This is a genomic window from Nesterenkonia rhizosphaerae (assembly GCF_039544555.1).
In the GTDB taxonomy this organism is placed as follows: domain Bacteria; phylum Actinomycetota; class Actinomycetes; order Actinomycetales; family Micrococcaceae; genus Nesterenkonia; species Nesterenkonia rhizosphaerae.
The window spans coordinates 1,474,357-1,497,403 of sequence record NZ_BAABLW010000007.1; the positions used below are offsets into that span (position 1 = coordinate 1,474,357).

General features: G+C 62.1%; 24 protein-coding genes. 8 read left to right on the forward strand and 16 right to left on the reverse strand.

Annotated elements, in window-relative coordinates; genetic code table 11:
- Nucleotides 1-128: 128 nt before the first annotated feature.
- Nucleotides 129-2,195 carry an acyl-CoA dehydrogenase family protein gene (locus tag ABEA23_RS12645; RefSeq protein ID WP_345478366.1) on the reverse strand — a complete coding sequence of 689 codons (2,067 nt, stop codon included), beginning with the start codon at nt 2,193-2,195 and terminating at the stop codon, nt 129-131.
- Nucleotides 2,196-2,360: 165 nt separating this feature from the next.
- Between ABEA23_RS12645 and ABEA23_RS12650 the strand changes: the two genes are divergently transcribed.
- The 4 genes from ABEA23_RS12650 to ABEA23_RS12665 are packed head-to-tail and all read left to right on the forward strand — an operon-like array spanning nt 2,361 to nt 7,502.
- Nucleotides 2,361-3,656, forward strand: a complete 1,296-nt coding sequence (locus ABEA23_RS12650) for an acetyl-CoA C-acetyltransferase (protein ID WP_345478367.1) — start codon at nt 2,361-2,363, stop codon at nt 3,654-3,656.
- Between the two features lie 2 nt (nt 3,657-3,658).
- On the forward strand, nt 3,659-5,035 hold the full coding sequence (locus tag ABEA23_RS12655) for a 3-oxoacyl-ACP reductase (RefSeq protein WP_345478368.1): 1,377 nt from the start codon (nt 3,659-3,661) through the stop codon (nt 5,033-5,035).
- A gap of 5 nt (nt 5,036-5,040) precedes the next feature.
- The gene (locus tag ABEA23_RS12660) at nt 5,041-5,976 is read left to right on the forward strand and encodes a MaoC/PaaZ C-terminal domain-containing protein (RefSeq protein ID WP_345478369.1); all 936 of its coding nucleotides are present in this window, start codon (nt 5,041-5,043) and stop codon (nt 5,974-5,976) included.
- A 50-nt stretch (nt 5,977-6,026) separates the two neighbouring features.
- Nucleotides 6,027-7,502: an NCS2 family permease gene (locus ABEA23_RS12665; RefSeq protein WP_345478370.1), complete on the forward strand. Its 1,476-nt coding sequence runs from the start codon at nt 6,027-6,029 to the stop codon at nt 7,500-7,502.
- 10 nt (nt 7,503-7,512) lie between these two features.
- Here the strand turns inward: ABEA23_RS12665 and ABEA23_RS12670 are convergent, their stop codons facing one another.
- The 4 genes from ABEA23_RS12670 to ABEA23_RS12685 form a co-directional block, all read right to left on the reverse strand.
- Nucleotides 7,513-8,268 carry an SOS response-associated peptidase gene (locus tag ABEA23_RS12670; protein WP_345478371.1) on the reverse strand — a complete coding sequence of 252 codons (756 nt, stop codon included), beginning with the start codon at nt 8,266-8,268 and terminating at the stop codon, nt 7,513-7,515.
- Nucleotides 8,269-8,303: 35 nt separating this feature from the next.
- Nucleotides 8,304-9,293, reverse strand: a complete 990-nt coding sequence (locus ABEA23_RS12675; RefSeq protein ID WP_345478372.1) for an aldo/keto reductase — start codon at nt 9,291-9,293, stop codon at nt 8,304-8,306.
- Nucleotides 9,294-9,447: 154 nt separating this feature from the next.
- Complete coding sequence (locus ABEA23_RS12680; protein ID WP_345478373.1) at nt 9,448-10,293, reverse strand: SDR family NAD(P)-dependent oxidoreductase; 846 nt, start codon at nt 10,291-10,293, stop codon at nt 9,448-9,450.
- An 83-nt stretch (nt 10,294-10,376) separates the two neighbouring features.
- Complete coding sequence (locus ABEA23_RS12685; RefSeq protein ID WP_345478374.1) at nt 10,377-11,174, reverse strand: NAD(P)H-dependent oxidoreductase; 798 nt, start codon at nt 11,172-11,174, stop codon at nt 10,377-10,379.
- Between the two features lie 80 nt (nt 11,175-11,254).
- Here ABEA23_RS12685 and ABEA23_RS12690 point away from each other — a divergent pair, with 80 nt between their 5' ends.
- Nucleotides 11,255-12,199, forward strand: coding sequence for an AraC family transcriptional regulator (locus ABEA23_RS12690; protein ID WP_345478375.1), 945 nt, complete (start codon nt 11,255-11,257; stop codon nt 12,197-12,199).
- A 152-nt stretch (nt 12,200-12,351) separates the two neighbouring features.
- On the opposite strand, the gene ABEA23_RS12695 is transcribed toward ABEA23_RS12690, so the two are convergent.
- Both ABEA23_RS12695 and ABEA23_RS12700 read right to left on the reverse strand, forming a co-directional pair.
- Entirely contained in the window at nt 12,352-13,212 is an 861-nt protein-coding gene (locus ABEA23_RS12695) for an SMR family transporter (RefSeq protein ID WP_345478376.1), read from the reverse strand.
- A gap of 41 nt (nt 13,213-13,253) precedes the next feature.
- The gene (locus tag ABEA23_RS12700) at nt 13,254-13,574 is read right to left on the reverse strand and encodes a DMT family transporter (protein WP_345478377.1); all 321 of its coding nucleotides are present in this window, start codon (nt 13,572-13,574) and stop codon (nt 13,254-13,256) included.
- Nucleotides 13,575-13,630: 56 nt separating this feature from the next.
- On the opposite strand from ABEA23_RS12700, the gene ABEA23_RS12705 reads away from it, so the two are divergent.
- Entirely contained in the window at nt 13,631-14,023 is a 393-nt protein-coding gene (locus ABEA23_RS12705; protein ID WP_345478378.1) for a MerR family transcriptional regulator, read from the forward strand.
- 168 nt (nt 14,024-14,191) lie between these two features.
- On the opposite strand, the gene ABEA23_RS12710 is transcribed toward ABEA23_RS12705, so the two are convergent.
- On the reverse strand, nt 14,192-14,593 hold the full coding sequence (locus ABEA23_RS12710; RefSeq protein WP_345478379.1) for an Lrp/AsnC family transcriptional regulator: 402 nt from the start codon (nt 14,591-14,593) through the stop codon (nt 14,192-14,194).
- 104 nt (nt 14,594-14,697) lie between these two features.
- Between ABEA23_RS12710 and ABEA23_RS12715 the strand changes: the two genes are divergently transcribed.
- On the forward strand, nt 14,698-15,189 hold the full coding sequence (locus tag ABEA23_RS12715; protein WP_345478380.1) for a DUF2000 domain-containing protein: 492 nt from the start codon (nt 14,698-14,700) through the stop codon (nt 15,187-15,189).
- A gap of 33 nt (nt 15,190-15,222) precedes the next feature.
- On the opposite strand, the gene lplB is transcribed toward ABEA23_RS12715, so the two are convergent.
- From lplB to ABEA23_RS12755, 8 genes are all read right to left on the reverse strand, one after another.
- A complete protein-coding gene (lplB, locus tag ABEA23_RS12720) occupies nt 15,223-16,269 on the reverse strand; it encodes a lipoate-protein ligase small subunit (RefSeq protein ID WP_345478679.1) in 1,047 nt (348 codons plus the stop codon).
- Between the two features lie 7 nt (nt 16,270-16,276).
- A complete protein-coding gene (locus ABEA23_RS12725) occupies nt 16,277-17,020 on the reverse strand; it encodes a hypothetical protein (protein ID WP_345478381.1) in 744 nt (247 codons plus the stop codon).
- A 57-nt stretch (nt 17,021-17,077) separates the two neighbouring features.
- A complete protein-coding gene (locus ABEA23_RS12730; RefSeq protein ID WP_345478382.1) occupies nt 17,078-17,611 on the reverse strand; it encodes a hypothetical protein in 534 nt (177 codons plus the stop codon).
- Nucleotides 17,608-17,811: a helix-turn-helix transcriptional regulator gene (locus ABEA23_RS12735; RefSeq protein ID WP_345478680.1), complete on the reverse strand. Its 204-nt coding sequence runs from the start codon at nt 17,809-17,811 to the stop codon at nt 17,608-17,610. The genes ABEA23_RS12730 and ABEA23_RS12735 overlap by 4 nt, the downstream gene beginning before the upstream one ends.
- A 140-nt stretch (nt 17,812-17,951) precedes the next feature.
- Nucleotides 17,952-19,154: an MFS transporter gene (locus ABEA23_RS12740; RefSeq protein ID WP_345478383.1), complete on the reverse strand. Its 1,203-nt coding sequence runs from the start codon at nt 19,152-19,154 to the stop codon at nt 17,952-17,954.
- A 44-nt stretch (nt 19,155-19,198) separates the two neighbouring features.
- Nucleotides 19,199-19,309 carry a methionine/alanine import family NSS transporter small subunit gene (locus ABEA23_RS12745; protein WP_260073910.1) on the reverse strand — a complete coding sequence of 37 codons (111 nt, stop codon included), beginning with the start codon at nt 19,307-19,309 and terminating at the stop codon, nt 19,199-19,201.
- The gene (locus ABEA23_RS12750) at nt 19,309-20,877 is read right to left on the reverse strand and encodes a sodium-dependent transporter (RefSeq protein WP_345478384.1); all 1,569 of its coding nucleotides are present in this window, start codon (nt 20,875-20,877) and stop codon (nt 19,309-19,311) included. The genes ABEA23_RS12745 and ABEA23_RS12750 overlap by 1 nt, the downstream gene beginning before the upstream one ends.
- Nucleotides 20,878-21,073: 196 nt before the next feature.
- Entirely contained in the window at nt 21,074-22,027 is a 954-nt protein-coding gene (locus ABEA23_RS12755; protein WP_345478385.1) for an AraC family transcriptional regulator, read from the reverse strand.
- 147 nt (nt 22,028-22,174) lie between these two features.
- Between ABEA23_RS12755 and ABEA23_RS12760 the strand changes: the two genes are divergently transcribed.
- The gene (locus ABEA23_RS12760) at nt 22,175-23,035 is read left to right on the forward strand and encodes an NmrA family NAD(P)-binding protein (protein WP_345478387.1); all 861 of its coding nucleotides are present in this window, start codon (nt 22,175-22,177) and stop codon (nt 23,033-23,035) included.
- Nucleotides 23,036-23,047: the final 12 nt, after the last annotated feature.

Sequence of the window (23,047 nt, forward strand, 5' to 3'; positions counted from 1 at the left end):
GGCCGCAGCGTGCTGCCCAACAGCAGATGCCGGCTGTTTCGCACCAACTCAGCCGTTTTACCATCCACTTTTCGCTTTACACTGCCGTATCCGGGCTGGTAGCGCGAAAAGTGGATGGTAAAGGGAAGTCAGCGGCGGCGGGCAGCTGTCTTCTCACGTTCGCGCAGGACCTTTTCATCCACTGGGGCATCCGTGGAGGCGCGCATCTTGCGGTAATACTCCATAGCTTCCTCCTGACGGATCAGCTCATCTCCTGAGGCGACCTCCATGCGGATATGCTCGGGCTCGTAGCCGAAGGCATCCACCACGTCCTGCACATGCGGACGCACCCGGGCCAACAGGCGGTTGATGTAGGGACTCAGCGTCCGTGCTCGCTGGACCGAGATCCGCCCGTTGCCCAAGTACCAGTCCAGGGTCTGTTCGATGGTGGTCAGCGCGTAGATGTCGCGCAGCCAGGTCATCACTTCCTTGGTGCCGGGATCCTTGATGTGATCCAGTGCATCGGTGAAGGCTTCCCAGAGCAGGAGATCGGCATGAGCTTTGGCGGCATTGATGATCTCGTACTGGTGCTCGTTGAAGACCTTCGCCTGCTCCGCCTGCGGCAGTTTGGAAGCGCTGCGAAGTTCATTGGCTACATCCACCACCATCTGGCGAACCCGAGACGTCAGCAGATTCCGTTGGACCTCGGTCTGCTTGAACCAGTTGGCGCTGCGTCGTTCATCACCGGTGTCCTGAACAGTCTGCAGAGCCTGCCGCAGACCGAACCGGTGCATCACCGTTGACCCTGCCTGGGTAGCCACATAGCTGGCCAGCGCGGCAACATCGGCGTTCTTGAACTCTGATGCGTAGTCCGAGAGCAGACGTTTGGCCACCAGCTGCAGCAGGACGTTGTTGTCACCTTCGAAGGTCACATAGACATCGAGGTCTGCCCGCAATGAGGTGAACCGGTTCTCGCTGATGAAACCTGCACCACCGCAGGCCTCGCGGGCCTCTTGGATAGTATCCAGCGCGTGCCAGGTGGCCGTGGGCTTGATGGCCGCTGCCAGTGTTTCCAGCTCCTGCCGGTTGGCATCGGTATCATCACGGCCGGAGAAGACGTCGTCGAATTTCTCCAGCAGCTTCTCCTGGGCGAAACCGGCCGCGAGTGTAGTGGCCAGGCGTGGGATCAGCCTCCGCTGATGCAGCTGATAGTCCAGCAGCACCTCCTCCTCTGTGCTCGAGGCGGCATTGAACTGACGACGCTGGTTGCCGTAGGTAACGGCGCCGATGAGCGCGATTCTGCTGGCTGCCACAGCTGCGCCGGTGAGCGAGACCCGACCCTGCACCAGGGTGCCGAGCATCGTGAAGAAGCGCCGGCCGGGGGAGTCGATGGGGGATGAGTAGGTGCCGTCAGGCTCTACGCTGCCGTAGCGATCAAGCAGATGTGTCCGGGGGACCTCCACGTGGTCGAAGGTGAAGCGCCCGTTGTCAATGCCATTGAGTCCGCCTTTATGGCCATCGTCAGTAATGGTGATGCCTGGCAGCGGATTGCCCTGATCATCACGGATATTGACGTAGAAGCAGTGCACTCCATGATTGACCCCGTTGGTGATCAGCTGGGCGAAGACCACCGCGTCCTTGGCATCGTTAGCCGCATTGCCCAGGTAGCGCTTCGTAGCGGCAGGGAAGGGGGAGTGCAGGATAAACGCTTCAGAATCGGCGTCGTAAGTGGCGGTGGTGCCGATGGAGGCGACGTCGGATCCATGCCCGACTTCTGTCATGGCGAAGGCTCCTGGCACCGTGAGATCCAGGATGTCAGGCAGCCACCGCCGGTGATGCTCAGCACTGCCCAGGTGCAGCACGGCTGAGCCGAAGAGTCCCCAGTGCACACCAGCCTTGATCTGCAGGGAAGGATCGGCGGTCACCAGCTCTTCGAAGGCTGCGATGTTGCCGCCGTTGTCACTCTCACCGCCGAACTCCTCCGGGAAGGGTTTGCGGACCATCCCGGCTTCGGCCAGCAGGTGCATCTGCTCCATGACCCGAGCACGGTGTTCTTCTTTAGTCAGTCCTTCAATCTTGTGCAGGCGACTGTCCTTGACCAGCTTGCGTGATCCGCGGCGAGCCTCGGCCCACTTGCCCAACAGCAGTTCCTCGAGTTCCGCAATATTTACAGAGGCGACGATATCGGTGGGTTCGGTGTTCAGTTGCTCGGCCAATGGGACCTCCTGGTCGTACAGGGTTCGGGATGACAGAGTGGGTACCAACCGCTGGTCAAAGCGGCATCCTCACTCGGTGCTGGAGTGAACGTGATGTTCAACACAAAGTAGTCTAAGATACTGGCGAGTAATAAAAAAGCAGCTGACCCTCTGAAGGAGCATTTGATGCCTGCTGAAACTCCCGTCCGCAACGCCGTGATCATCGGCGGCAACCGCATCCCCTTCGCCCGTGCTCACGGAAAGTATGCGAAGGCTTCCAACCAGGACATGCTCACCTCAGCGCTTAATGGTCTTGTAGCTCGCTATGGTCTGCAGGGCGAACGCATCGGCACGGTGGCCGCAGGTGCAGTGCTCAAACACTCCAAGAACTTCAACCTGTCCCGCGAATCTGTGCTGGGCACCCCGCTGGATCCCGCCACCCCAGCTTTCGACGTCCAGATGGCCTGCGCCACCGGTATGGAGGCCATTGGTTCGCTGGCCAATAAGATCAAGCTGGGGCAGATCGAATCCGGTATCGGAGGCGGGGTGGACTCCATCTCGGACGCTCCTATCGTGGTGACCGATGAGCTGCGCGCCATCCTGATGGAGGCCAATCGCGCCCGTTCGGTAGGCCAGCGGCTGAAGGCGCTGGCGAAGATCCGCCCCGGCCATCTGGCCCCGCAGGCACCGGGGGTCAATGAGCCCCGCACCGGCCTTTCTATGGGTGAACACATGGCGATCACAGCTCATCAGTGGGGCATCACCCGCCAAGAGCAGGACGAGCTGGCCCTGGCTAGCCACAAGAATCTGGCCAAAGCCTATGACGAGGGTTTCTTCGATGACCTGGTCACGCCCTTTAAGGGCCTGACTCGCGATAACAATCTGCGCGCTGACTCCACCCTGGAGAAGCTGGGCAAGCTCTCCCCGGTCTTTGGCAAGGACCTCGGAGATCAGGCCACCACGACGGCAGCCAACTCCACCCCGCTGACCGATGGTGCAGCTACTGTCCTGCTGGGCAGCGAGGAATGGGCAGACGCGCATGACCTGCCGAAACTGGCGAACTTCGTGGACTACGAAGAAGGCGCGGTGGACTTCGTCGACGGCGCCGAAGGCCTGCTGATGGCTCCTGCCTATGCAGCAGCCCGCATGCTGACCCGCAATGGGCTGACCTTCGAGGACTTCGAGTACTTCGAGATCCATGAGGCATTCGCCTCCACAGTGCTGGCCCAGATGAAGGCCTGGGAGTCTGAGGAGTTCTGCCGCGAGAAGCTCGGTCTGGATGCCCCGCTGGGCAGCATCGACCGCACCAAGCTCAATGTCGCAGGTTCATCGCTCGCCGCAGGCCACCCGTTCGCAGCCACTGGTGGACGCATCGTGGCCACTTTGGCCAAGCAGCTGCACGGCAAGCCCGGCAAGCTCGGTTTCATCTCCGTCTGTGCCGCTGGCGGTCAGGGCATCACCGCCATCATTGAGGGACGGTGAGCATGGCTAAAGACACCTACACGGAGTTTGCCAATACGCACCTGGGCAAGCGACTGACCAAGTCGCTAGGCCTGCCCCAGCCGGCCAAGCTGCGCCGCTACAGCCCGCAGGCGCCGCTGATCCCAGGCACCGTGGTGGTTCTGGGAGACTCCGCAGCCAGCGAGGCCATTGCCCAGCAGCTGCTGAGCTGGGACGTGGATGTGCGCCGGCATGTGGGCGCCAAAGAGAAGATCGCGGCAGTGGTCGCAGTGTTCGACACGGTGGCCACACCGGGTGATCTCAGTCAGGTGACTCTGGAACTGGGCGGACTGGTCAAACAGCTGGGCTCGTCCTCCCGTGCCATTACCGTGTACCGGGATCCAGCAGGAACTGAGGATCCAGCGGCACGCGCGGCGCGAAAGGGCGTGGAGGGGCTGACCCGGTCGCTCGCCCATGAGATGCGCGCAGGTGGTACCGCAAACGGGATCATTCTGGAGCAGAACCTCGATGCTGCCGCTCCGGGAATCGCTGGGGCGTTGCGCTTCCTGCTCTCTGGCCGTTCTGCCTTTGTCTCAGGTCAATTCATCACCGTCTCCAGCGTGAACGGTTCGCTGCCTGCTGACTGGAGCCGCCCACTGCAAGGCCAGGTAGCGGTGGTCACCGGCGCAGCCCGGGGGATCGGGGCCTCCATCGCACGCATACTGCACCGCGATGGTGCCCAGGTGATCCTGGTGGACATCCCTGCTGCCGGGGAGCAGCTGGCGCAGGTGACCAACGAGGTCTCCGGTACTGCCCTGCAGCTGGATATCACCGCCGACGACGCCGGACAGCGTATCCTCCACCACGCCGAGCAGCACTACGGGCGGCTTGACATCCTGGTGCATAACGCCGGAATCACCCGGGACAAGCTGCTGGCCAATATGGACCCGGCCCGCTGGGAGTCCGTGATCGCGGTCAATATTGAATCTCAGCTTCGCATGAACAAGATCTTTCTTGCCTCTGAGTTCTTCAGCCGCAGCGAAGCGACCGGGCCCGACGGCGGGTCATCGGGTCCCAGGATCGTGTCGTTGGCCTCCACCTCAGGTATCGCGGGCAACCGCGGTCAGACCAACTACGCGGCGTCGAAATCCGGCGTCATCGGTATGGTCTCTGCCACCTCGGCGCAGCTTCAGGCACGGCATGGCACGATCAACGCTGTTGCCCCCGGCTTCATTGAAACGGAGATGACCGCGAAGATACCTTTCGCCACCCGTGAGGTAGCCCGGCGCTTGAACTCCCTGAACCAGGGCGGTCGCCCAGAGGATGTGGCCGAGACGATCGCGTTTCTCGCCTCACCGGCAGCCGGTGGGACCAGTGGTCTGACACTGCGAGTCTGCGGACAGAACCTGGTAGGAGCGTGAGGGGTATGACACCAGCTGCCACCTCCTTCGAAGAACCCCGGCGCATTCGTACGCCGAAGCTCTCGCGGCTCTACCTCGGTGCGGCACTGGATGCTGCGCGCAATGCCATCAGCTCCAGCGGGAACTTAAGAGTTCTGCCGCAAGTGCCGGTGCTTGCTAGCCACCCTGGGATCACACCCGAACAGGTTGAGCAGTACCGAGCGCTCTTCGGCGGCGAGGTCTTCGACGGCGTGCACCGCCGTTCGCTGCCTTCGGTGCTGGTGCACATCGCGGCCTTCCCGGTGCAGATGGCGCTGATGAGCCAGGATGATTTCCCGCTGCAGCTGATGGGCATGGTTCATTTGTCGAACCAGGTGGAGCATCACCAGCCGATCGGCGCTGAAGAGGCCCTGCAGATTCTGGCGCGCGCGGAGAATCTGCGTGCACATCGCCGAGGGACCCAGGTGGACATCGTGGTGGAGATTTTCTCCGCGGATGTCGATGTCACCGCTGATGGAGGTACGCAGCCGCTGTGGAGCAGCGTGTCCACATATCTGAACCGCGGAACCTACTTGGCGGGCAAACCTGACAGGAATGATGAGCCGGGTCCGGCCTTCGTGCCGCCTACCAAGACTGCGTCCTGGAAGCTCGGGGCTGATGCCGGACGTGCCTATGCGGCGGTCTCCGGGGACTACAACCCCATCCATGTGTCCAGCCTTGGTGCTAAGGCCCTTGGAATGCCCAGTGCCATTGTGCACGGAATGTACTCCGCTGGCCGGATGCTCGAAGGGCGCGAGCCGGAACAGGCTGGACACCGCTGGAGCATCCACTTTGAGGCACCGGTCACGCTGCCTGCCACTGTGGCCTTCGCCGCTGAGGAAGTGGATGACCACACCATACGGTTCACCGGCTGGAACCCGCGCAAGGTGCGGCGGCACTTCACTGGTGAACTGATCATCTGATTCGTCATCAACTGTCGGCGGCGCTGTAAGCCGCGATAGAGTGCCATGTCGTGAGTGAAGACAAGCAGCAGCCCGCCAAGGGCGGGAACACTATCAGCGCCGTCGACCGTTACTTCCACATCAGCGAGCGGGGCTCCAGTGTGGGCCGTGAAGTTCGTGGTGGTCTGGCTACATTCCTGGCCATGTCCTACATCATCGTGCTCAACCCGCTGATTATCGGCGCCGCTGCAGACTCCACAGGGCACTATCTTGGCGGAGGCACGGAGCCGAACCTCCCCGCCGTCGCTGCGGCCACGTCGCTGATTTCCGGTGTGCTCACCATCCTGATGGGCGTGGTGGGCAAGTTCCCGATGGCTGTCTCATCCTCACTGGGCCTTTCGGCATTTATTACCTACGGCATCGTGGTGCTGCCGGGAATGACCTGGGCCGATGCCATGGGTCTGGTGGTCATCGAGGGTGTGATACTGCTGGTGCTTGTGCTCACCGGGTTCCGCTCCGCCATCTTTAATGCCGTGCCAAGTCCGCTGAAGATCGCGATTAGTGTGGGCATCGGCTTGTTCATCGCGCTGATCGGCATGATGAACGCAGGCTTCATCCAGAACTCCGGCGGTGCTGGCCTGGAACTGGGCGTGGGCGGCTTCGTCTTCGGATGGCCGCTGCTGATCTTCCTTGTGGCACTTTTTGCGCTGTTCGTCATGTGGTCGGCCAATGTCCGCGGCGCCATCCTGTACTCAATCGTCGGCGCCACAGTCCTGGCCATCACCATTGAGTCCATCCTCCGGGTGGGACCGGCCAGTGAGGACCAGCCCTACGGCTGGGACTTGACGGTCCCCACGTTGGACCAGGAGTGGTTCACCCTGCCGGATCTCTCGTTGCTGGGGCAGTTCAACCTGCTCGGCTCATGGGAGTCCATTGGTCTGGTGGCCGCCACGCTTCTGGTGTTCACTCTGCTGCTGGCCAACTTCTTTGACCTGCTGGGCACCATGGTGGGCGTCTCCAACGCCGGCAACATCAAAGATGAGCATGGCGATATCCCGCATTCCAAACGCATCATGGTCTCCGATGCACTTGGGACCATCGGTGGCGGCATGGGATCGACCTCAGTGAACTCCGGCTTCATCGAATCCACCGTGGGTGTGGGCGACGGCGCGCGCACCGGTCTGGCTAACGTTGTCACTGGCCTGCTCTTCCTTGCCACCATCGTGCTGGCGCCGCTGGCAGCGGTGATCCCCACTGAGGCTGCCTCGGCCACCCTGGTACTGGTGGGCTTCCTGATGATGCAGCAGATTGTGCGCATTGACTGGAAGGACGTCGAGATCGCTATTCCGGCGTTCATGACCGTGGTGATTATGCCCTTCAGCTACTCCATCACCAACGGCATCGGCGCCGGCTTTTTCACCTACGTGATCATCAAGGTCCTGCGCGGTAAGTTCCGCGAGGTTCACCCCTTGATGTATGTCACTGCAGCAATGTTCATCTTGTACTTCGTCTCTGGACCTATCCAAGACGCTCTCGGCGTGAGCTGAATAGCCCTGTTTAACTAGTCAGTGGAACCGCCAGCGCGGCGTCGTTATTGCGGACGTTGCCCACCGCGGCAGAGACTTCATAGATCTCCCAGCCTGCGGCCACAGCCGGGAGCCGGTCCTGCATCTCCTCGAGCAGCGTCTCCACGACGGCGCGGTCTAGAGTTGCCGGATTCATCCAGGCACGAGCGTCCTCCCAGGAGAGCGCCAGGGGAGTGCGATTATGCAGTTGCTGCAGGGCGTTCAGGGAGCCGTTGGTGCCCTGCGGGGCGCTGGTGGTGAGGATGGTAGTGGAGAGTAGCCAAGGGTTCTGATCCGGTCCGGCTGCAGGGTCCTTCCACCACTCGTAGAGGCCGGCAAAGAGCATCAGGGAGCCATCCGCCGGGCGCACCGCAAAGGGGCGTTTGCGAGCCTTGCCGTCCCCGTCGGTCTCCGTGTGCCATTCGTAGTAGCTCTCCACCGGGACGACGGCGCGCCTGCGGGTGACAGCGTCACGGAACGCGGGCTTCTGCGTGACGGTCTCTGACCTTGCGTTGAAGGTGCGTGCGCTGAAGGCGAGGTTTTTGGCCCAGCGGGGGAGTAGACCCCATCGTGCCAAGTGAAGCTCCCGCAGCTGGTGGCCTTGGTCTGTGCGTTCCAGCAGGATCGGCACGGCACTTGTCGGGGCAATATTCCAGTGCGGAGCGAAGTCGAACTCGGGCTGGCTGGTCAGTTCAAGCTCGGCGGCCAGATCCCCGGTGGCCCTGGCCATCACATAGCGTCCACACATTGCTTCAGCTCGTTCCCTACAGAGTCAGCCAGGTCTCACCAGCGATGGTGAACCAGCGGACGGATGGCGTCGTCGTAAATGCTCTGCACAGCGCTGAGGAACTGCTCATCCAGGCGAGGTAGCTGACCGGCCGCCGCATTTGCCTCGGCCTGCTGAGTATTGCGCGCCCCGGGGATCACCGTGGTCACGCCGGGCTGCTGAGCCACCCAGGCCAGCGCTGCGGCGGCGGGCTCGTAGCCTGCAGCTTGGGCAGCGGCGGAGAAACGTGCTGCGGCCTGAACTCCAGTGCTGAAATCCACACCTGAGAAGGTCTCGCCCACATCAAAAGCTTCACCAGTTCGGTTGTAGGTCCGGTGATCGTTCTGCGCGAAGGTCGTCTGCTCGGTGTAGCGCCCTGAGAGCAGCCCGGAGGCCAGTGGCACCCTGGCGATGATGCCCACCCCGGCCTCGGAAGCTGCTGGGAGCACCTGCTCCAGAGGTTTCTGCCGGAACGCATTGAGAATGATCTGCACAGTGGCTACGTGTGGGCGTGCAATGGCACGCAGGGCCTGCTCGCATGTCTCGACGCTGACCCCGTAGGAGGCGATGGCGCCTGCTTCGACTAGATCATCGAGGGCATCAAAGACTGCGTCGGAGGTGTAGACATCGTCGGTGGGGCAGTGCAGCTGGACCAGATCCAGGGTGTCGACGCCGAGGTTCCTCCGGGAACGGTCCGTCCAATCCCGAAAGTTCTGGGCGGTGGCGTACTCCAGCGAGGGTTGCGCGGCCCGGCGAATCATCTTGGTGGCCACAGTCCCGTTCCATTCGGGATTATTCCGCAGCCATTGCCCGATGAGCGTCTCGCTGCGGCCATCGCCGTATACATCGGCGGTGTCGAAGAAGGTGACACCTGTTGCCGCGGCGGCGTCCAAGACGCTCAGGCCCTCAGCTTCTGAGACATCACCCCAGTCGGCGCCGAGCTGCCAGGTTCCCAAACCGATAATTGACACTTCACGGCCAGTTCTTCCCAGGGTTCGGTGCTCCACAGCTGCTCCTTCGTGTGACGGGCGCCGCACTATCTGCGGCACACCACAGTGTACGTCGGGCCGCATCCGCTGCGCTGAGTGAAGCGGCAACGTCAGTCGTCGTCAGCGGTGTCCGCTGGGGCTCTTCTCCGGCGGATCTTCCTGCCGTTTCACATCACCATTCAACGTCCAGCATTGCCGCGCTCTGCCTCCAGTGCCCCTGCACAATGCTCGACTCGTAGGCCGCAGGGTTTGTGCGCGCAGGTTTGAGGTTGGATCCGTAGAACTCTCCAGAGACCCACGTGGTTCCAGGTGCGCTCGTGATGAAATGGCTGAGTCTTCGCCCTCCTTCGGTGCTCGTGGTGAGAAAACGTGCCACTAGGCCGTGATAGATCCACCGGAAGTAGTTGGTGGAATCTGCAGCGAAGTTGGTGGCGACCACCCCCGGATGAAAAGCGACGGCAGATAGTCCTTGCTCATGGAAGCGTGCGTGCAGAGCTTTGGTGAAGAGGATGTTGGCGAGCTTAGCGTTTCCATAGGCCCTGTTGGAGCGGAAATTCTTCCAAGACTGCAGGTCATCAAGATCTAGGCGCCCATAGATCTTCGCCGCGATGCTTGACGTGTTGATGACAGAGGCACGGCTCTGAAGAAGTTGGTCGATGAGGATATTCGTCAGCAGATAGGGCGCTAAGTGGTTGATCTGGAAGGTCCTCTCAAAGCCGTCCTCGGTCCTGCGCGGGCCGGGGAAAAGTCCGCCAGCGTTATGGGCAAGAACATCGATTCGGGCGCAGGATTGTTTGATTTTTCGGCCAAGTTCGCGCACCTGCTCCAGGCTCTCGAAGTCGGCACTATGGTGCTCTGCTCCCAGCGCTTCGGCGACTTTCCGTGTCTTCTCAGGTGAGCGTCCCACCAATATCAGCCTGATGTCCGACGATGCCATCTGCTGTGCAGCTGCGGCCCCGATGCCGTCACTTGCACCGGTGATGATTACCGTCCGCATGTAGTGGTCCTTGTATGACATGTCATGTATTGAGAATGTGGCATGCCGCACCAGTGGTCAATGGGAGGTGCATGAGGGTGGCAGCTTAAGGCAGCTCCTGCAGCTCACTCTCTGCGATGGATAGCCAGGTCGGTGCGGCCGGGGTGAATGTCTGTTCTCAAAGCCCGGCTGCTCCTGCCATAGTCCCCATCCAGCAGCCGCCGGTAGGGACGGCCCGGTTCGTCTTGCAGCCCAGAGATTCGTGTGGTCAGGCGCTCCGCCTCACGCTCCTGTCCCGCCTCATCCAAGCTGTCGGCGTCGTAGACCACATGAAGATCCAGGGCCTCGATTCCCACATACCAAAGCGCTCCGTGGGTCAGAGGGAATAGCAGCGTCTCAATGTCACCACTGATGCCACGCGGCCCCAATGTGCGCTGATCATCACCGGCAGTGACAACGATCAAGGCTTTCCTGCCCATCAGGCGGCCATCACCATAGCGCCGTGGAAGACCGGTGGACTCATCGAACTCTCCCTGGGCGAACCCGGTCTGCAGCACCCGGTCCACCCAGCCCTTCAGCATCGCGGGCGGGCCGTACCACCACAGGGGGAACTGCAAGACGAGCAGCTCAGCGGCCGCGAGTCTCTCCTGTTCCCGCCGGACTTCAGGGGCCACCTCTCCCAGCTCATAGGCTTTCCCCGTCAGCTCCGAGGTGCTGCCCGGATCAGCGGCGAAACTGCCCAGGTCGCGCTCACCAAGCGCCGGCTGGAAACCATCGGCATAGAGGTCAGAGACCGCCACATCGTATCGCTCGGAGAGTGCGGCACTGCCCGCACGCAGCAGACGCCGGTTTAGCGAATTCGAACGAGGATGTGTGTACACCCAGTGGGCCCGGCCTGGCATTGGTTCATGAAATGAGTTCATGCACCCATTCAAGCGTGGTCAAGTGAGACGATGAATCACCCAAACTCTCAGAAAGATAATTCAGCGTCTAGACTGGAGGGATGGATGCCCTGACCGATGTGCTCGCTCACATTCGATCTTCTGGAGCCCTGCTGGGCCAGACCCTGGCCAACCCTCCGTGGTCCGCCGCGTTCGAGGAACAGGCCTCACTGTCCTTGGTCACCATGCTGCGCGGTGATGCCTGGATCCTGGATGGGAGCGATCGCCACCCGCTCAACCCGCACGACATCGCCGTCGTCGTCGGCCCTGGTCCCTTTACTGTGACCAGCGATCCTGAAGCCACTCCCACGCCGCTCTACATCCAGACCGCAACCGGGCTCTGTTTGGACGCCGCGGGCAACCCTGCAGAATCCATCGCCTTGGGCACCCGGACGTGCGGAACCCACCAGGATGCACAACATGCCATGCTCACCGGGTCGTTCACGGCGTCCGGGCGGGTGGCCGAGCGGCTGCTGAACGCACTTCCCCGAGTGCTCATCGTGCCGCGAGAGGCTCATCGCACTCCGACGCTCCAGCTCATGGAAGCAGAGATACTGCGGGAGGAGCCAGGGCAGCAGGCCATCTTGGACCGGCTGTTGGATCTCGTGCTGGCGGGTGCGTTGCGTGACTGGTTCAGCCTTCCAGGGGCGAAGTCTCCTGGCTGGTATCACGCGACGTCAGACCCCGTCGTGGGACCTGCTTTGGCGGCCATTCATGAGAACCCAGAGCATCCATGGACCATTGAACTCTTGGCCCGCGAAGCGCATGTCTCCCGCGCAACCCTGGCCCGGCGGTTCAGCGAGCTGCTAGGACAGCCGCCCATGTCATATTTGACCGGCTGGCGGTTATGCATGGCTGCGGACCTCTTGGAGCGGGAAGACATGACCGTTGAGTCCGTGGCCCGCGACGTCGGATACTCCAGTGCCTATGCCCTGAGCACCGCTTTCCAGCGTGAGTACGGCATCCGTCCCAGTCAGCACCGGCAAGGCCTGAAACCGCGCGCGTGACTGGACTCCCACAGGGGCACCGCCAGCGCCTGAACGGCGAGAGCGACCTCAGTGCCGGCGTCAGGTCGCTCGTCCCGAGGGCAACCGTGGCGCGGTCCAGTGCCCAGCCGGACAGGTGTCCTGGACCGCGCCTCAGCCTCATACTGAGTGCTTCACGAAGATCCATGCAGCGGGTGTGCCTGCTCGGCATCTTCCTGGAAGAGCGTGATCTGCAGGTCTGCGGGAGCTTCGAGGCGAGAGTTAAGAGAACGCCAGGGCGTCAGAACCGGTTCTGAGGTGACTTTCGCCCCCGCAGCGGCCAGCTCGGTGGTGACGCCTGCGGCGTCGTCGACTTCGAAGGCCAGTCTGATCCTCCGGCTGAGATCCCCGCCGGCTTCTGCCGCGTCGATCGCTCGACGGTGAGCGGGATTGGTGAGCTCCAATGTCGCCCTCCCGACGTCGAGGATCGCCACCTTTTCGCCCTCTCCTTCGGCCACAGCGGCAACCTCCGGCAGTCCGAGAGCGTCGCGGTAGAACGCCAGAGCCTGTTCATAGTCTTCCGCCTCCACCACGACGCGAAGTTGGCGTACCGAGCGGTTGGAGACAGTAGTGGGACGAGCAGCACCCGAGGGTGCTGGCCTGTCGGCGAGCTTGAGCCAGACGACTCCGGCAATGATGATGCTGAGCCAGAAGACGCGGGTCAACGTGACCGGCTCGTCGAAGAAGAAGGCTGAGGCGACCACCGCGCCGACTGCTCCGATGCCGACCCAGACTGCGTAGCCGATGCCGACGTCGATCCTCCGCAGAGCTAGGGAGAGGAAGAACAGCGTGAACAGGAAGAACACCAGTGCGGAGATGGACCATCCTGCGTGGGTGAAGCCTTGGCTACCTCCGACGCTGACGGCATATCCGACTTCGATGATCCCGGCGACGATCAGGAGGATCCAAGAGCCGAGGTTGCTCTCCGTGGCAGGTGCTTCAGGGGTGGTGTTCTCGGTGGTGACGGTGGTGGGTTCAGCAGATGCCGTTGCCATGATGCTGGTCCTTTCTCGGAAGTTCGATGGGGGAGGGGTGTTCAGGCTGCGCCGGAGAGCTGGAGCCCGGTGACCCCGCCGACAACCAGGGCGATGCCGACGAACTTGCTCCAGCTGAGCTTCTGCCCGAGGAAGATGGCACCGAGGACGACAATGCCGACTCCGGAGACTGCGACCCAGATGGCATACCCGACGCCGACGTCGAAGGTCAGCAGGGCCAACGAGAGGAAGACCGTGGCGAATGCGCCGCTGACGAGCGTGGCGACCGTCCACCTGAGGCGGGTGAAGCCTTTGGCGTGGGAGGCTGAGATGGCGACTGCGATCTCGAAGACGACGGCGATGGAGAGGTAGAGCCAAGCCATGATGCTTGTTCCTTTCAGAAGTCGGAGTGAATCAGGCCATGAGGTATGGTTCCTCCATGGTGAAAGCTGACACCGGTGTTAGATTCAAGTCCGACGAGCTTCTGAGTATCGGTGAGCTTTCTCGCAGAACCGGGGTGAGCCCACGGTCGATCCGCTACTACGAGCAGCAGGGCCTATTGGTCTCGGAGCGGACCGGTTCCGGGCACAGGCGGTTCATGCCCGAAGTGGTGGATCGAGTGGTGCTCATTCAGCACATGTTCGCCGCCGGGCTCTCCAGCCAGGACATCTACCCGATCCTGCCCTGCATGATCGATGAATCACAGCGCACTAAGTTCCTCATGGATGAGCTGCGTCGACATCGAGATCGGCTGACGGAAGAAGTGCGAAAACAGCAGGAGACCATCAACATCCTCAACGAGGTGATCGAGGAATACGAGCAAGACGGATGAGGTGCGGCATGCCAATGAACCTGAGCTTCGATGCGTCGCTGTTCGACTGGGACGGAGTGGACTCGTTCTGCCTCGAACGCCAGGACAGCTAGGGTCCCGCTTCACCGCTGCGGCGGCGGCAGCACGACCTGGGTCTGGCGATGTTCGTAGACGATCGACGTTCGAACATCAGCAACCTCGGCGCTCCGTCAGTCGGTCAATGACGAAGGCGTAGAGGTGCTCATTGTCCGGAACCGCCACATGCAGCAGGAAGTCCTCGGCGCCGCTGGTGACGAACACGCCGATGGTCTCCGGCAGGCGGGAGGCCCACTCACGGAAACCCTCAATATTCCGACGCGTGGGTGGGCGAACTCGAACAGCCACCATCGCCTGAACCCCGCGCCCCAGCTTCTGCAGGTCCACATCCAGCCTGGCGCCGGTGATGACCCCCCGGGTCCGTAGGGCCCGTGTGCGGTCCAAAGCCGTGGTGGGGGAGACACCGACGGCAGCGGCGACGTCCCTGTTGGTGCGCCGAGCATCCCGCTGGAGTTCACGCAGGATCGCCTGATCAAGTTCGTCCAAAGCCGCCATACCCGGATACTAGCCGTACAAGATACGGAAAGTCAGCAGAGAAGTCGAAGAGTGTCTACCATTACGGCCACAGACCGTGATCTTCTTCGACAGGAACTTCGGACATGACAGACGTCGTAACGCCACGCACAGCTCAACTGGTGGGCTTCGCACAGGAGGAGATGCAGCTCGACCTGCCGACGCGTGAGGTTGCGCTGAAATGGGTCGTGATCGTCAATGAGACGCTCTCCCCGGGGCGCGCCGCCAACGCGGCCGCCGCCGTCGCCGCTGCCACATCCCCAGCGGTCAGTGGCCTGCTCGGACCCGGCTCAGCAGATGCCGACGAATCACACCATGCCGGGCTTCCCTGGCTCGGGTGCACCGTGGTGGCCGCTGGTGACGAGAAGCTGCGCCGCATTCGCAGCAAAGCCCTGGGGAGACAGGAGGTCTTCATCGCTGACATGCCCGTAATCGCTCAGCAGACCCGGGTCTACCAGGAGTATCTAGACCAGATCTCCACGGCCGCGTCAGAGGCGATCGACTATGCAGCGATAAGTCTGGTGGGGCCGCGCAAGTATGTGGAGCGGTTGGTGGGCGGCCTGAGCCTGTTGTCCTAATGGCCCGGGACGACGACGCTGACCGGCATCTCGCTATGGCACTCGGTTGAGCCAGGCAGGGTCCTCATATTTGCTGCGGGCAAGTTCCTCGGCGGCCTGCCGGGTGGACTCATCGAGCGCAACCCGGCTGAAGCCGTAGCTGGACTTGAAGGACTGCAGCATAGCGTCCACCACTTCTGCCCGGGAGAGCCCGGTCTGGGAACGCAGTGGATCCACCCGTTTGCCCGCGCTGATATGGCCTTTGTCAGAGAGCTTCTCGCGGCCAATCCGCAGGATGTCCATCATCTTGGAGGCATCCATGTCATAGGACATCGTCACGTGATGCAGCACTGCGCCATTGCTGACCCGCTTCTGCGCGGCCCCGCCGATCTTGCCGCCGGGAGACACAATGTCATTGATGGGCACATAGGAGGCCTCCACCCCGAGTTCTCGTAACGCCCGGATGACCCAGGCGTCGAGGAAGGCATAGGACTCAACAAAGCTCATCCCTTCCACCAGTGTGGCCGGCACATACAGCGAATAGGTGATGGTGTTTCCCGGTTCCACGAACATCGCTCCGCCACCGGAGATCCTGCGCACCACAGTGGTGTCGTGACGCGCTGCTGCCTCCAGATCCACTTCATTGGACAGCGACTGGAATGAACCGATTATCACCGCGTTGGAGGCCCATTCCCAGACCCGGAGTGTGGGCGGCCGCTGACCGTCGCCTACCTGTCGAGTGATGACTTCATCCAGAGCCATCTGCATGGCCGGATGCTGCAGTCCCGTGTCCAAGAGCTCAAACTGATGGTCCGCCCAGCTGGAGCTGCGGCCCAGGGCGCGCAGAACGGTGATCACTATGGAGTGCCGATCGAAGCCCACCATCACAGCGTCCTGCCGGGCCCGTTCCACAGCGTCTTCATACACGCGGACCGGAGCATCCGCTGGGAGCCCTTCCAGCGCGTCTGACATTCGTCCCAGGGCGTCCTCTGGTTCTAGGAAGAAGTCCCCAGAGAGTCGAATATCTGCGAGTTTGCCGTCGGTGACCTCGAGGTCTGCGACCACGAGCTTGCCCTGGGGTACTTTGAATTCTCCGTGCACAATTGCCTCAACGCTTCGCAGCGGGATTTGCTTCCGCAGGCAGATCAGCTGCTCCGCGTCCTCGTCTCGACCCCGCGTAGGCGGCACAGCGCAGCCGTGACAGCAGCGGCACCGGTGCGAAGCTCGCCAGCGCATTGAGATATGGGTCGTAACTGGCATCGGACTCGGCTATGGGTCCAGTAATCACCAACCGCCCCACCGCACTCCAGCCGGCGCGGTCGCGCTCCTCGAAGGAGAAAACCAGCGGATCCTCTCTCAGTGTTGAATCCGCGGCATGCTTCAGGGCCTCAAGACCGGCCAGTTCCGATCGCCGTCGCTCCGGAGAGAGCCCCAGGAGCAACCGCCGCTGACCGGCCTGATAGGGCAGCACCGTGCTGTAGGGGGTGCGGCACCAGCTCGAGGTGGGCCTAAAAAACAGTCGGCGCCAGCCTGACTGTCCCACTGTGGCCGTCAGCAGGTCCACTTGTCCGCCGTCGAGGTCTATCTTCACCGAGATGCCCAACAAGTCTGGCCAGGCCCCGGGGGTGCCGACCGCTTTGGACAGACGTACGACGACGGGGTGCTGGGCTGGTCCGCCAAGTGCGGTGACAGCCGCTGAGCTGTTGGGCTGTTGTATGGGGCCTTCCCGCAGTATCAGAGTCCCGTGCAGCAAGACTCCGTGGGGATGGAAAACGCGAGCATTGCGTGCTCGGGCCAGCCCAGCAAAGAGCGTTGATACCAGATTGACGTTGCGGCGAATACGGGCTTTCACAGGCTGCCTTCCACTAGGGTGCGTGGGCGGTCAGGCTACGGGACCAGGCTGAGAGCTTCAGTCCGCGTCTTCTGCCGCGAGACGCCGCTGCGTAGTGCGTGACTTGAGCTTCAGTGCGATCACCGCGGCCAGCAGGCCCACGGTCCCGCCGATGACGCCCCCGATTAGCGTCTCAGAGCCGGGGTCACCACCGAAGTCAAAATCTACGGAGATCAGCGGATTGCCGGTGAGGATGTGGAATGCCAGGGCGCCGCACCACAGCAACAGGTATCCAATAGTGCCCGCCCATACCAGGGTCATGCGTTTCTTCCCCGCGCGGTCCAGGAGTGCGACGAGATCCACACCCTCCCGGGCAGCGAACCAGATTGTGGCCCAAGAGGGGATGCCCACGATCATCAGTGGGGCCACGGACCACAGTCCGAGTCCGAACACCGCGAAGAGGATCGAGGTGGCGAATCCCAGCAACATTGCCAACACCATGGCAAAGGCGTAGGCGCGCAGAATAACGGCTTGCTCGCGTTCGTCTCCCATGGAGGGATCACTGAGACCGGTGAGGGCATAGGCGGCGCGCATCAATGGTGAGTTGGTCATCGGCGTTCTCCTTCAAGCGGGAAAAGTTGTTCAACAGTGGAGTTCAGGCGTGCCGCCAGCCGCAGTGCCAGATACACACTGGGGGCGTAGTCGCTGCGTTCGATAGAGATGATGGTTTGCCGGGAGACGCCGATGGCCTCGGCCAGCTGAGCCTGTGTCAGTCCCAAGCTTTTACGGCGTTCGCGCACACCCACAGCCATCGGGGGAGATTCCGGTGTCACGAGAGCAGCTCCTGAATGTCAAAGATCATGTACATGAACAAGGTTAAGGATCCTTGACATGCAGTGTCAAGTGGAGTTGACATCCACCTTAAGAGGCGCGGAGCTCCGTTCTTGGGGTTTCACCGGCTCGACGGCTGAACCCCGCGCCACAGCTGCAGTACCAGGGCAATCAAGGCGATAAGTGTCAGTCCGGTCAATGCCACCGGCAGGGAGAACACTGCACTGCTGGCCCCGATGAGCGGGCTGAGTCCAATCGCTGCCGTGCGCATGGCCCAACTGATCCAGGTCACCCCGCTGTGTGCGGGGAGGCCGGGTACCGCATCTGCGTCTGCGAAAGCAATGGGCACCGTGACTGCACTTCCCAGCCCGGCCAGCGCCAGTCCTGCCAAAGTAAGAGCCACTGTTGGAGCCCAGGCGGCACCCAGAAGTCCCGCAATGATGGCAGTCAGGCTCAGTAGCAGTGTTCCGTGTCGGCCTAGAGTATCGATGACTCTGTCCCCGAGCAGACGCCCAATGAACTGCGCGCCGAGCAGCACACTGAGGCCGATTCCAGCGGATGCCGCGGGCAGATCGCGCTCACTGGCAAGGAGAACTGCAGACCAATTGGCTCCGGCGTCCTCCACCGAAATGCCGGCCAGAGCCACCAAGGCCAGCGGCAGCAGTATGACAGCCATGCGAGTTCTGCCGATGCGAGGCGGAGTTGGCGCATCCTGGTGCAGCGGCGCTGCGGTCTTCTCCGGCAGGAATGCGCGTGCTGCTAGTAGCATGGTCGCCATGCAGAGGGCCGCCCAGATGCTCATGTGAATCATCAGGGGAAGGCCCGCCACAGCAGCAAGAGTGCCCACGGCACCGCCGGCCGCGGCACCGATGCTCCAGCCGGCATGCATAGAGTTCAGCAGCGACCTGCCATAGGCCTCTTGCACCCGAATACCCTGCGAGTTCTGCGCCACGTCCACCACGGCATCGCCTGCTCCCGCCAGGGCAAGGCCAATCAGCACAACCCATGGGCTGCCCGCTGTGGCGCCCCAGGCGGCCAGTATCAGGGCCAATCCAATCCACACCGTGCCTAGTCCGGCCGATCTCGGGACGCCGATCCAGCGGGAGACCACGCCGGGAAGGTGCAGTGCGACCATACCGCCCAAGGAATAGCCGGCGACAACTAGACCGAAGAAGGCGGCTTCTACACCAAGGAGCTCCTTGACCTCGGCATAGCGGGCCAGCAGAGAAGCAGGCAGTGCGCCATTAGTCGCAAAGGCGAGCGTGGCTGCAATGCGAGACCGGCGAGGAAACCTAGCGGCCGCGCCGTCGAAGGCGCCAGTCATCGCGTGACGACCAGTCCTTCATCACTGCCCATGAGTCTCGACTCCTACTCGGAGGTGTCCTCGGGATGGCGGGAGAGGTGCAGAACAGCGCCCAGCAGGCCGCCCCACACGGTCACCAGTGCAACGATCATCATGATGACAGCGTCGATATCCATCAGATCTTCTCCCGTTCAACCTGCTCGTGGTCAGGACTTTCCATATGCATCGCGGAATTGCTGCGCCAGGGCATCAGGCTCAGGCCGATGGCGGCAACCACCACGAGGGCAAGTGAACCCCACCCGAAGGTGGCTACCACCCAAGTATCGAAGTCTCCGTACCCGTTGGTGATCTTGTCACGGATGTCCATCACCAGCAGCACACCCAGCACCACGGGGAGTACGACGCCGATGAGCCCCTTCCAGATGGGTCCCACCTTGAACGAGCCGTAAGCGTTAAGAGCTGCGGCCAGCACATCCAGCTTCCGGTAGACCCAGGTGGCCAGCAGTACCGCGGAGAAGGCTCCCAGGACAATGCCCACGTTATTAGAGAAGGCATCTACGACGTCGAGAATGGTCACGCCTGATACCCCGCCGATGAGGACTACGGAGAGGATCGCCGCCGAACCGCCGGCCACCGCCACCGAGACCGGTCGGGACCAGCCGGTCTTGTCCTTCACTGAGGAGACCACTACCTCCAGGATGGAGATCAGCGAGGTGATGCCCGCGATGGTCAAGGAGCCGAAGAAGAGCACGCCGAGCAGGGCCGAAGCCGGTGCCTGGGAGATGATGGTGGGGAAGGCAACGAAAGCCAGTCCCAGTCCTGAAGTTGCTACTTCATCGACGGCGGTATTGGCGGCCACGGCCAGGAATCCCAGTGCTGAGAAGACGCCGATGGCAGCCAGGAGCTCGAAGGAGGAGTTGGCGAAGCCCACCACGAGTCCAGACCCTGTGGCATTGGACTTGCGCTTCAAATAGGAGGCATAGGTGATCATGATGCCGAAGCCGACCGAGACACTGAAGAAGATCTGACCATAGGCCTGAATCCACACCGTGGCACTGGTCAGGGCGCCCCAGTCCGGGGTGAAGAGCTCGTTGAGGCCGGTGATCGCGCCGTCGAGCGTCAGTGAGTAGCCCACCAGGATGGCGAACATCAGGAAAAGCAGGGGCAGGCCCCACATGGAAACTGCAGTCAGTCCCTTGCGCACACCAGTGGCCAGCGCGATGAGTATGAGGATCCACACCGCGATCAATGGCCAGCCGACCTGAGCGACGAAGTCCACCGAGATCCCGCTGCCCTCGGTGCCTCCGCCGTCGTACTGCAGGAACTCGGCAAAGAAGAAGCCCTCGGCGTCGTCGCCCCAGGCTTGGGTGAGGGAGAACCAGGTGTACATCGCCGCCCATGCAACGATCGCGGCATAGTAGATGGCGATCAGGAAGCAGATACCCACCTGGAACCAGCCCACGAGCTCCGCGCTGCGGTGCATGCGCTTGAACGCCAGCGGTGGAGACCCGCGGAACTTATGTCCGACGGCGTAGTCGAAGAAGAGAATGGGCAGGCCGGCAGTCAGCAGCGCGATCAGGTACGGGATAAGGAATGCCCCGCCACCGTTTTCGTAGGTGATGTACGGGAATCTCCAGATATTGCCCAGGCCCACGGCAGAGCCGATGGCAACGAGGATGAACGCGGTGCGGCCGGAGAAGCTCTCGCGAAGGCGAGGCTTTGAGGTGGCGGCTGATTCGCTCATGTGAATCCTTCGTCGAAACGTGGACGGCATAGGTGTGCACCGTCAGAACGCAGGGAGTCTATCCAGGGTGCTGCTGCCGAGGTAACCGTGCAGGGCATCATTCCAGCACGTGGAACGCTAGCGGCGCGGACTCTGCGCTGGCGGCTGGTCATCGCCCTGTCGGCGACCCCGGCGAAAGACACCACGGGCGGCGCAGTCAACGCCCTCGCTGCCTCCGGATGGAACCGGGTGTGTGCCCGATGATTCGTGTGAAAGCTCGATTGAATGCTGCTTCGGATTGGTAGCCAAGCTCAGCGGCCAGTCGTGCCGCTGTAGTGTCTTCATTGCGCAGCCGGGAATGGGCTACGTGCATTCGCCAACGGGTGAGATAGGCAATCGGCGATTCCCCCACCAAGCGAGTAAACTGCGCGCTGAACGAGGACCGTGACATGGCGGCCACCCGCGCGAGGCGTTCCAGAGTCCACGCATGCCCGGGGTCATCGTGAATGGCTTCAATTGCGCGCCCGATTCGATCATCCTGCAGCGCCCCGAGCCACCCCCGAGTGGCATCTTCCGCGGTCCCGAGCCAGCCACGGATGGCTTGCACCACGAGGATATCGGCCAATCGCGTGGCCACCGCTTCGCCACCCGGCTGCGGATGGCCGAGCTCACTTGCCATCAGGCGCAGGGTGTCGTGAATCGAGGCTGCAGCGGAGACGCTACTCCCGTTAACAAACAGTAGAGAGGGAAGACTTCGCATGAGAAGCCGGGCTGCGGGTTCATCGAATGAGACAATTCCACAGATCAGCTGCGCGGTAGATCCCCCGCCACCGTGCCTGAGCAGCGAATAGTGCTCGCTCAAGTACTGCTGGGGGAGAAGATCGACCCGTTGGCTCGGCGTCGCATCTGGCTCGCTCAGCAACAGATGTCCAAGGCCGTGTGGTACCAGTACGAGGTCCCCGGCGCGTAGCTCGAGCGGCTTTTCGTCTGGAAGCTGCAGCCAACACGTTCCTGCCGTCACCACATGGAAGCTCACTGAGTCCGCAATCGCAGGCATCTCCAGTGCCCACGGCGAAGTCAGTTCGGCGTGGCAGTAGAACGTGCTGCGCATTCGCAGGGTGTGCAGCACACGCGCCAGCCGATCTCGGTCCTGTTCGCGGGTTGCCTCCATGAGGCAATCCTGTCACAAGGCGATGACCAGAAGCTGACTAACCTGGACGAATGAGCAAGAGTCTCGTCCGAACAAGCATGGTACAGCCAGAGTTCTCCAACTAGCGTTGATAGCGTAATCAATCACCGTTACCCGAAGGGAACTGTTATGTATGTCGTCGCCGGAGCCACAGGCCGAGTCGGATCAGCCACAGCACGGAATCTGCTTGCCGCAGGAGCGGAGGTCCGAGTCCTGGTGCGCGGCGAAAGCGCTGCGCAAGGATGGGAAGAGCAGGGGGCTGAAGCCCGATGCGTTGATCTGGAGGACCGCGCGGCACTGGGTGAAGCACTCAAAGGCTGTACCGGGTTCTTCGTGCTGCTTCCCTTCGATATGACCGCTGAAGATCTCGCCGTCCACGCCGACAGACTAATCAACTCTCTTGCCGGCGCCGTCGCGGACCAGAAGGTTCCTCACGTCGTCATGCTCTCCTCAGGAGGAGCAGACCTTGCAGAGGGGACCGGTCCCATCGCTGGCCTGCACCGGATGGAACGAGCCCTGCTGGCTACCGGCACCACCTTGACAGCTTTGCGCTCGGGCCACTTCCAGGAAAAGTTCACCGATGTGCTCGACAGCGTCCGCGGGGACGGAATCTACCCCGTGTTTGCCGCTTCGGCCGATGTTCCGCTGCCGATGGTGGCCACCGCAGACATTGGAGAAGCAGCGTCCCGCGCCCTGCAATCACCACCGGAAAGAAGCGAAACACTTGATCTCATCGGACCCGAATACTCTGAGCGCGACGTCGCTATCGCGCTGGGCTCAGCACTGGGACGTGAGCTTCAAGTCGTCACCATCCCTGAAGAGGCATGGGGGCCCACACTGATCAATTCCGGTCTACCTCCGCACATCGCCGAGAGCCTGGCCGAACTCCACCGAGCCGATGAACAGGGCCTGCTGGCCCCGCGCGGCAATCGCAGGATCGACGTCTCAACACCAGTGGAGACCACCATCGCCCACGTTCTGAGCGCCTGAGGTGGACTTTGC

What these genes read in the sequence shown, in the direction of transcription:
- ABEA23_RS12650 (WP_345478367.1), top strand. Translation starts at nt 2,361, where the DNA reads ATGCCTGCTGAAACTCCCGTCCGCAACGCCGTGATCATCGGCGGCAAC.
- ABEA23_RS12655 (WP_345478368.1), top strand. Translation starts at nt 3,659, where the DNA reads ATGGCTAAAGACACCTACACGGAGTTTGCCAATACGCACCTGGGCAAG.
- ABEA23_RS12660 (WP_345478369.1), top strand. Translation starts at nt 5,041, where the DNA reads ATGACACCAGCTGCCACCTCCTTCGAAGAACCCCGGCGCATTCGTACG.
- ABEA23_RS12670 (WP_345478371.1), bottom strand. Translation starts at nt 8,268, where the DNA reads ATGTGTGGACGCTATGTGATGGCCAGGGCCACCGGGGATCTGGCCGCC.
- ABEA23_RS12680 (WP_345478373.1), bottom strand. Translation starts at nt 10,293, where the DNA reads ATGTCATACAAGGACCACTACATGCGGACGGTAATCATCACCGGTGCA.
- ABEA23_RS12685 (WP_345478374.1), bottom strand. Translation starts at nt 11,174, where the DNA reads ATGAACTCATTTCATGAACCAATGCCAGGCCGGGCCCACTGGGTGTAC.
- ABEA23_RS12690 (WP_345478375.1), top strand. Translation starts at nt 11,255, where the DNA reads ATGGATGCCCTGACCGATGTGCTCGCTCACATTCGATCTTCTGGAGCC.
- ABEA23_RS12695 (WP_345478376.1), bottom strand. Translation starts at nt 13,212, where the DNA reads ATGGCAACGGCATCTGCTGAACCCACCACCGTCACCACCGAGAACACC.
- ABEA23_RS12700 (WP_345478377.1), bottom strand. Translation starts at nt 13,574, where the DNA reads ATGGCTTGGCTCTACCTCTCCATCGCCGTCGTCTTCGAGATCGCAGTC.
- ABEA23_RS12705 (WP_345478378.1), top strand. Translation starts at nt 13,631, where the DNA reads ATGGTGAAAGCTGACACCGGTGTTAGATTCAAGTCCGACGAGCTTCTG.
- ABEA23_RS12710 (WP_345478379.1), bottom strand. Translation starts at nt 14,593, where the DNA reads ATGGCGGCTTTGGACGAACTTGATCAGGCGATCCTGCGTGAACTCCAG.
- ABEA23_RS12715 (WP_345478380.1), top strand. Translation starts at nt 14,698, where the DNA reads ATGACAGACGTCGTAACGCCACGCACAGCTCAACTGGTGGGCTTCGCA.
- ABEA23_RS12730 (WP_345478382.1), bottom strand. Translation starts at nt 17,611, where the DNA reads ATGACCAACTCACCATTGATGCGCGCCGCCTATGCCCTCACCGGTCTC.
- ABEA23_RS12735 (WP_345478680.1), bottom strand. Translation starts at nt 17,811, where the DNA reads ATGGCTGTGGGTGTGCGCGAACGCCGTAAAAGCTTGGGACTGACACAG.
- ABEA23_RS12740 (WP_345478383.1), bottom strand. Translation starts at nt 19,154, where the DNA reads ATGACTGGCGCCTTCGACGGCGCGGCCGCTAGGTTTCCTCGCCGGTCT.
- ABEA23_RS12745 (WP_260073910.1), bottom strand. Translation starts at nt 19,309, where the DNA reads ATGGATATCGACGCTGTCATCATGATGATCGTTGCACTGGTGACCGTG.
- ABEA23_RS12750 (WP_345478384.1), bottom strand. Translation starts at nt 20,877, where the DNA reads ATGAGCGAATCAGCCGCCACCTCAAAGCCTCGCCTTCGCGAGAGCTTC.
- ABEA23_RS12755 (WP_345478385.1), bottom strand. Translation starts at nt 22,027, where the DNA reads ATGGAGGCAACCCGCGAACAGGACCGAGATCGGCTGGCGCGTGTGCTG.
- ABEA23_RS12760 (WP_345478387.1), top strand. Translation starts at nt 22,175, where the DNA reads ATGTATGTCGTCGCCGGAGCCACAGGCCGAGTCGGATCAGCCACAGCA.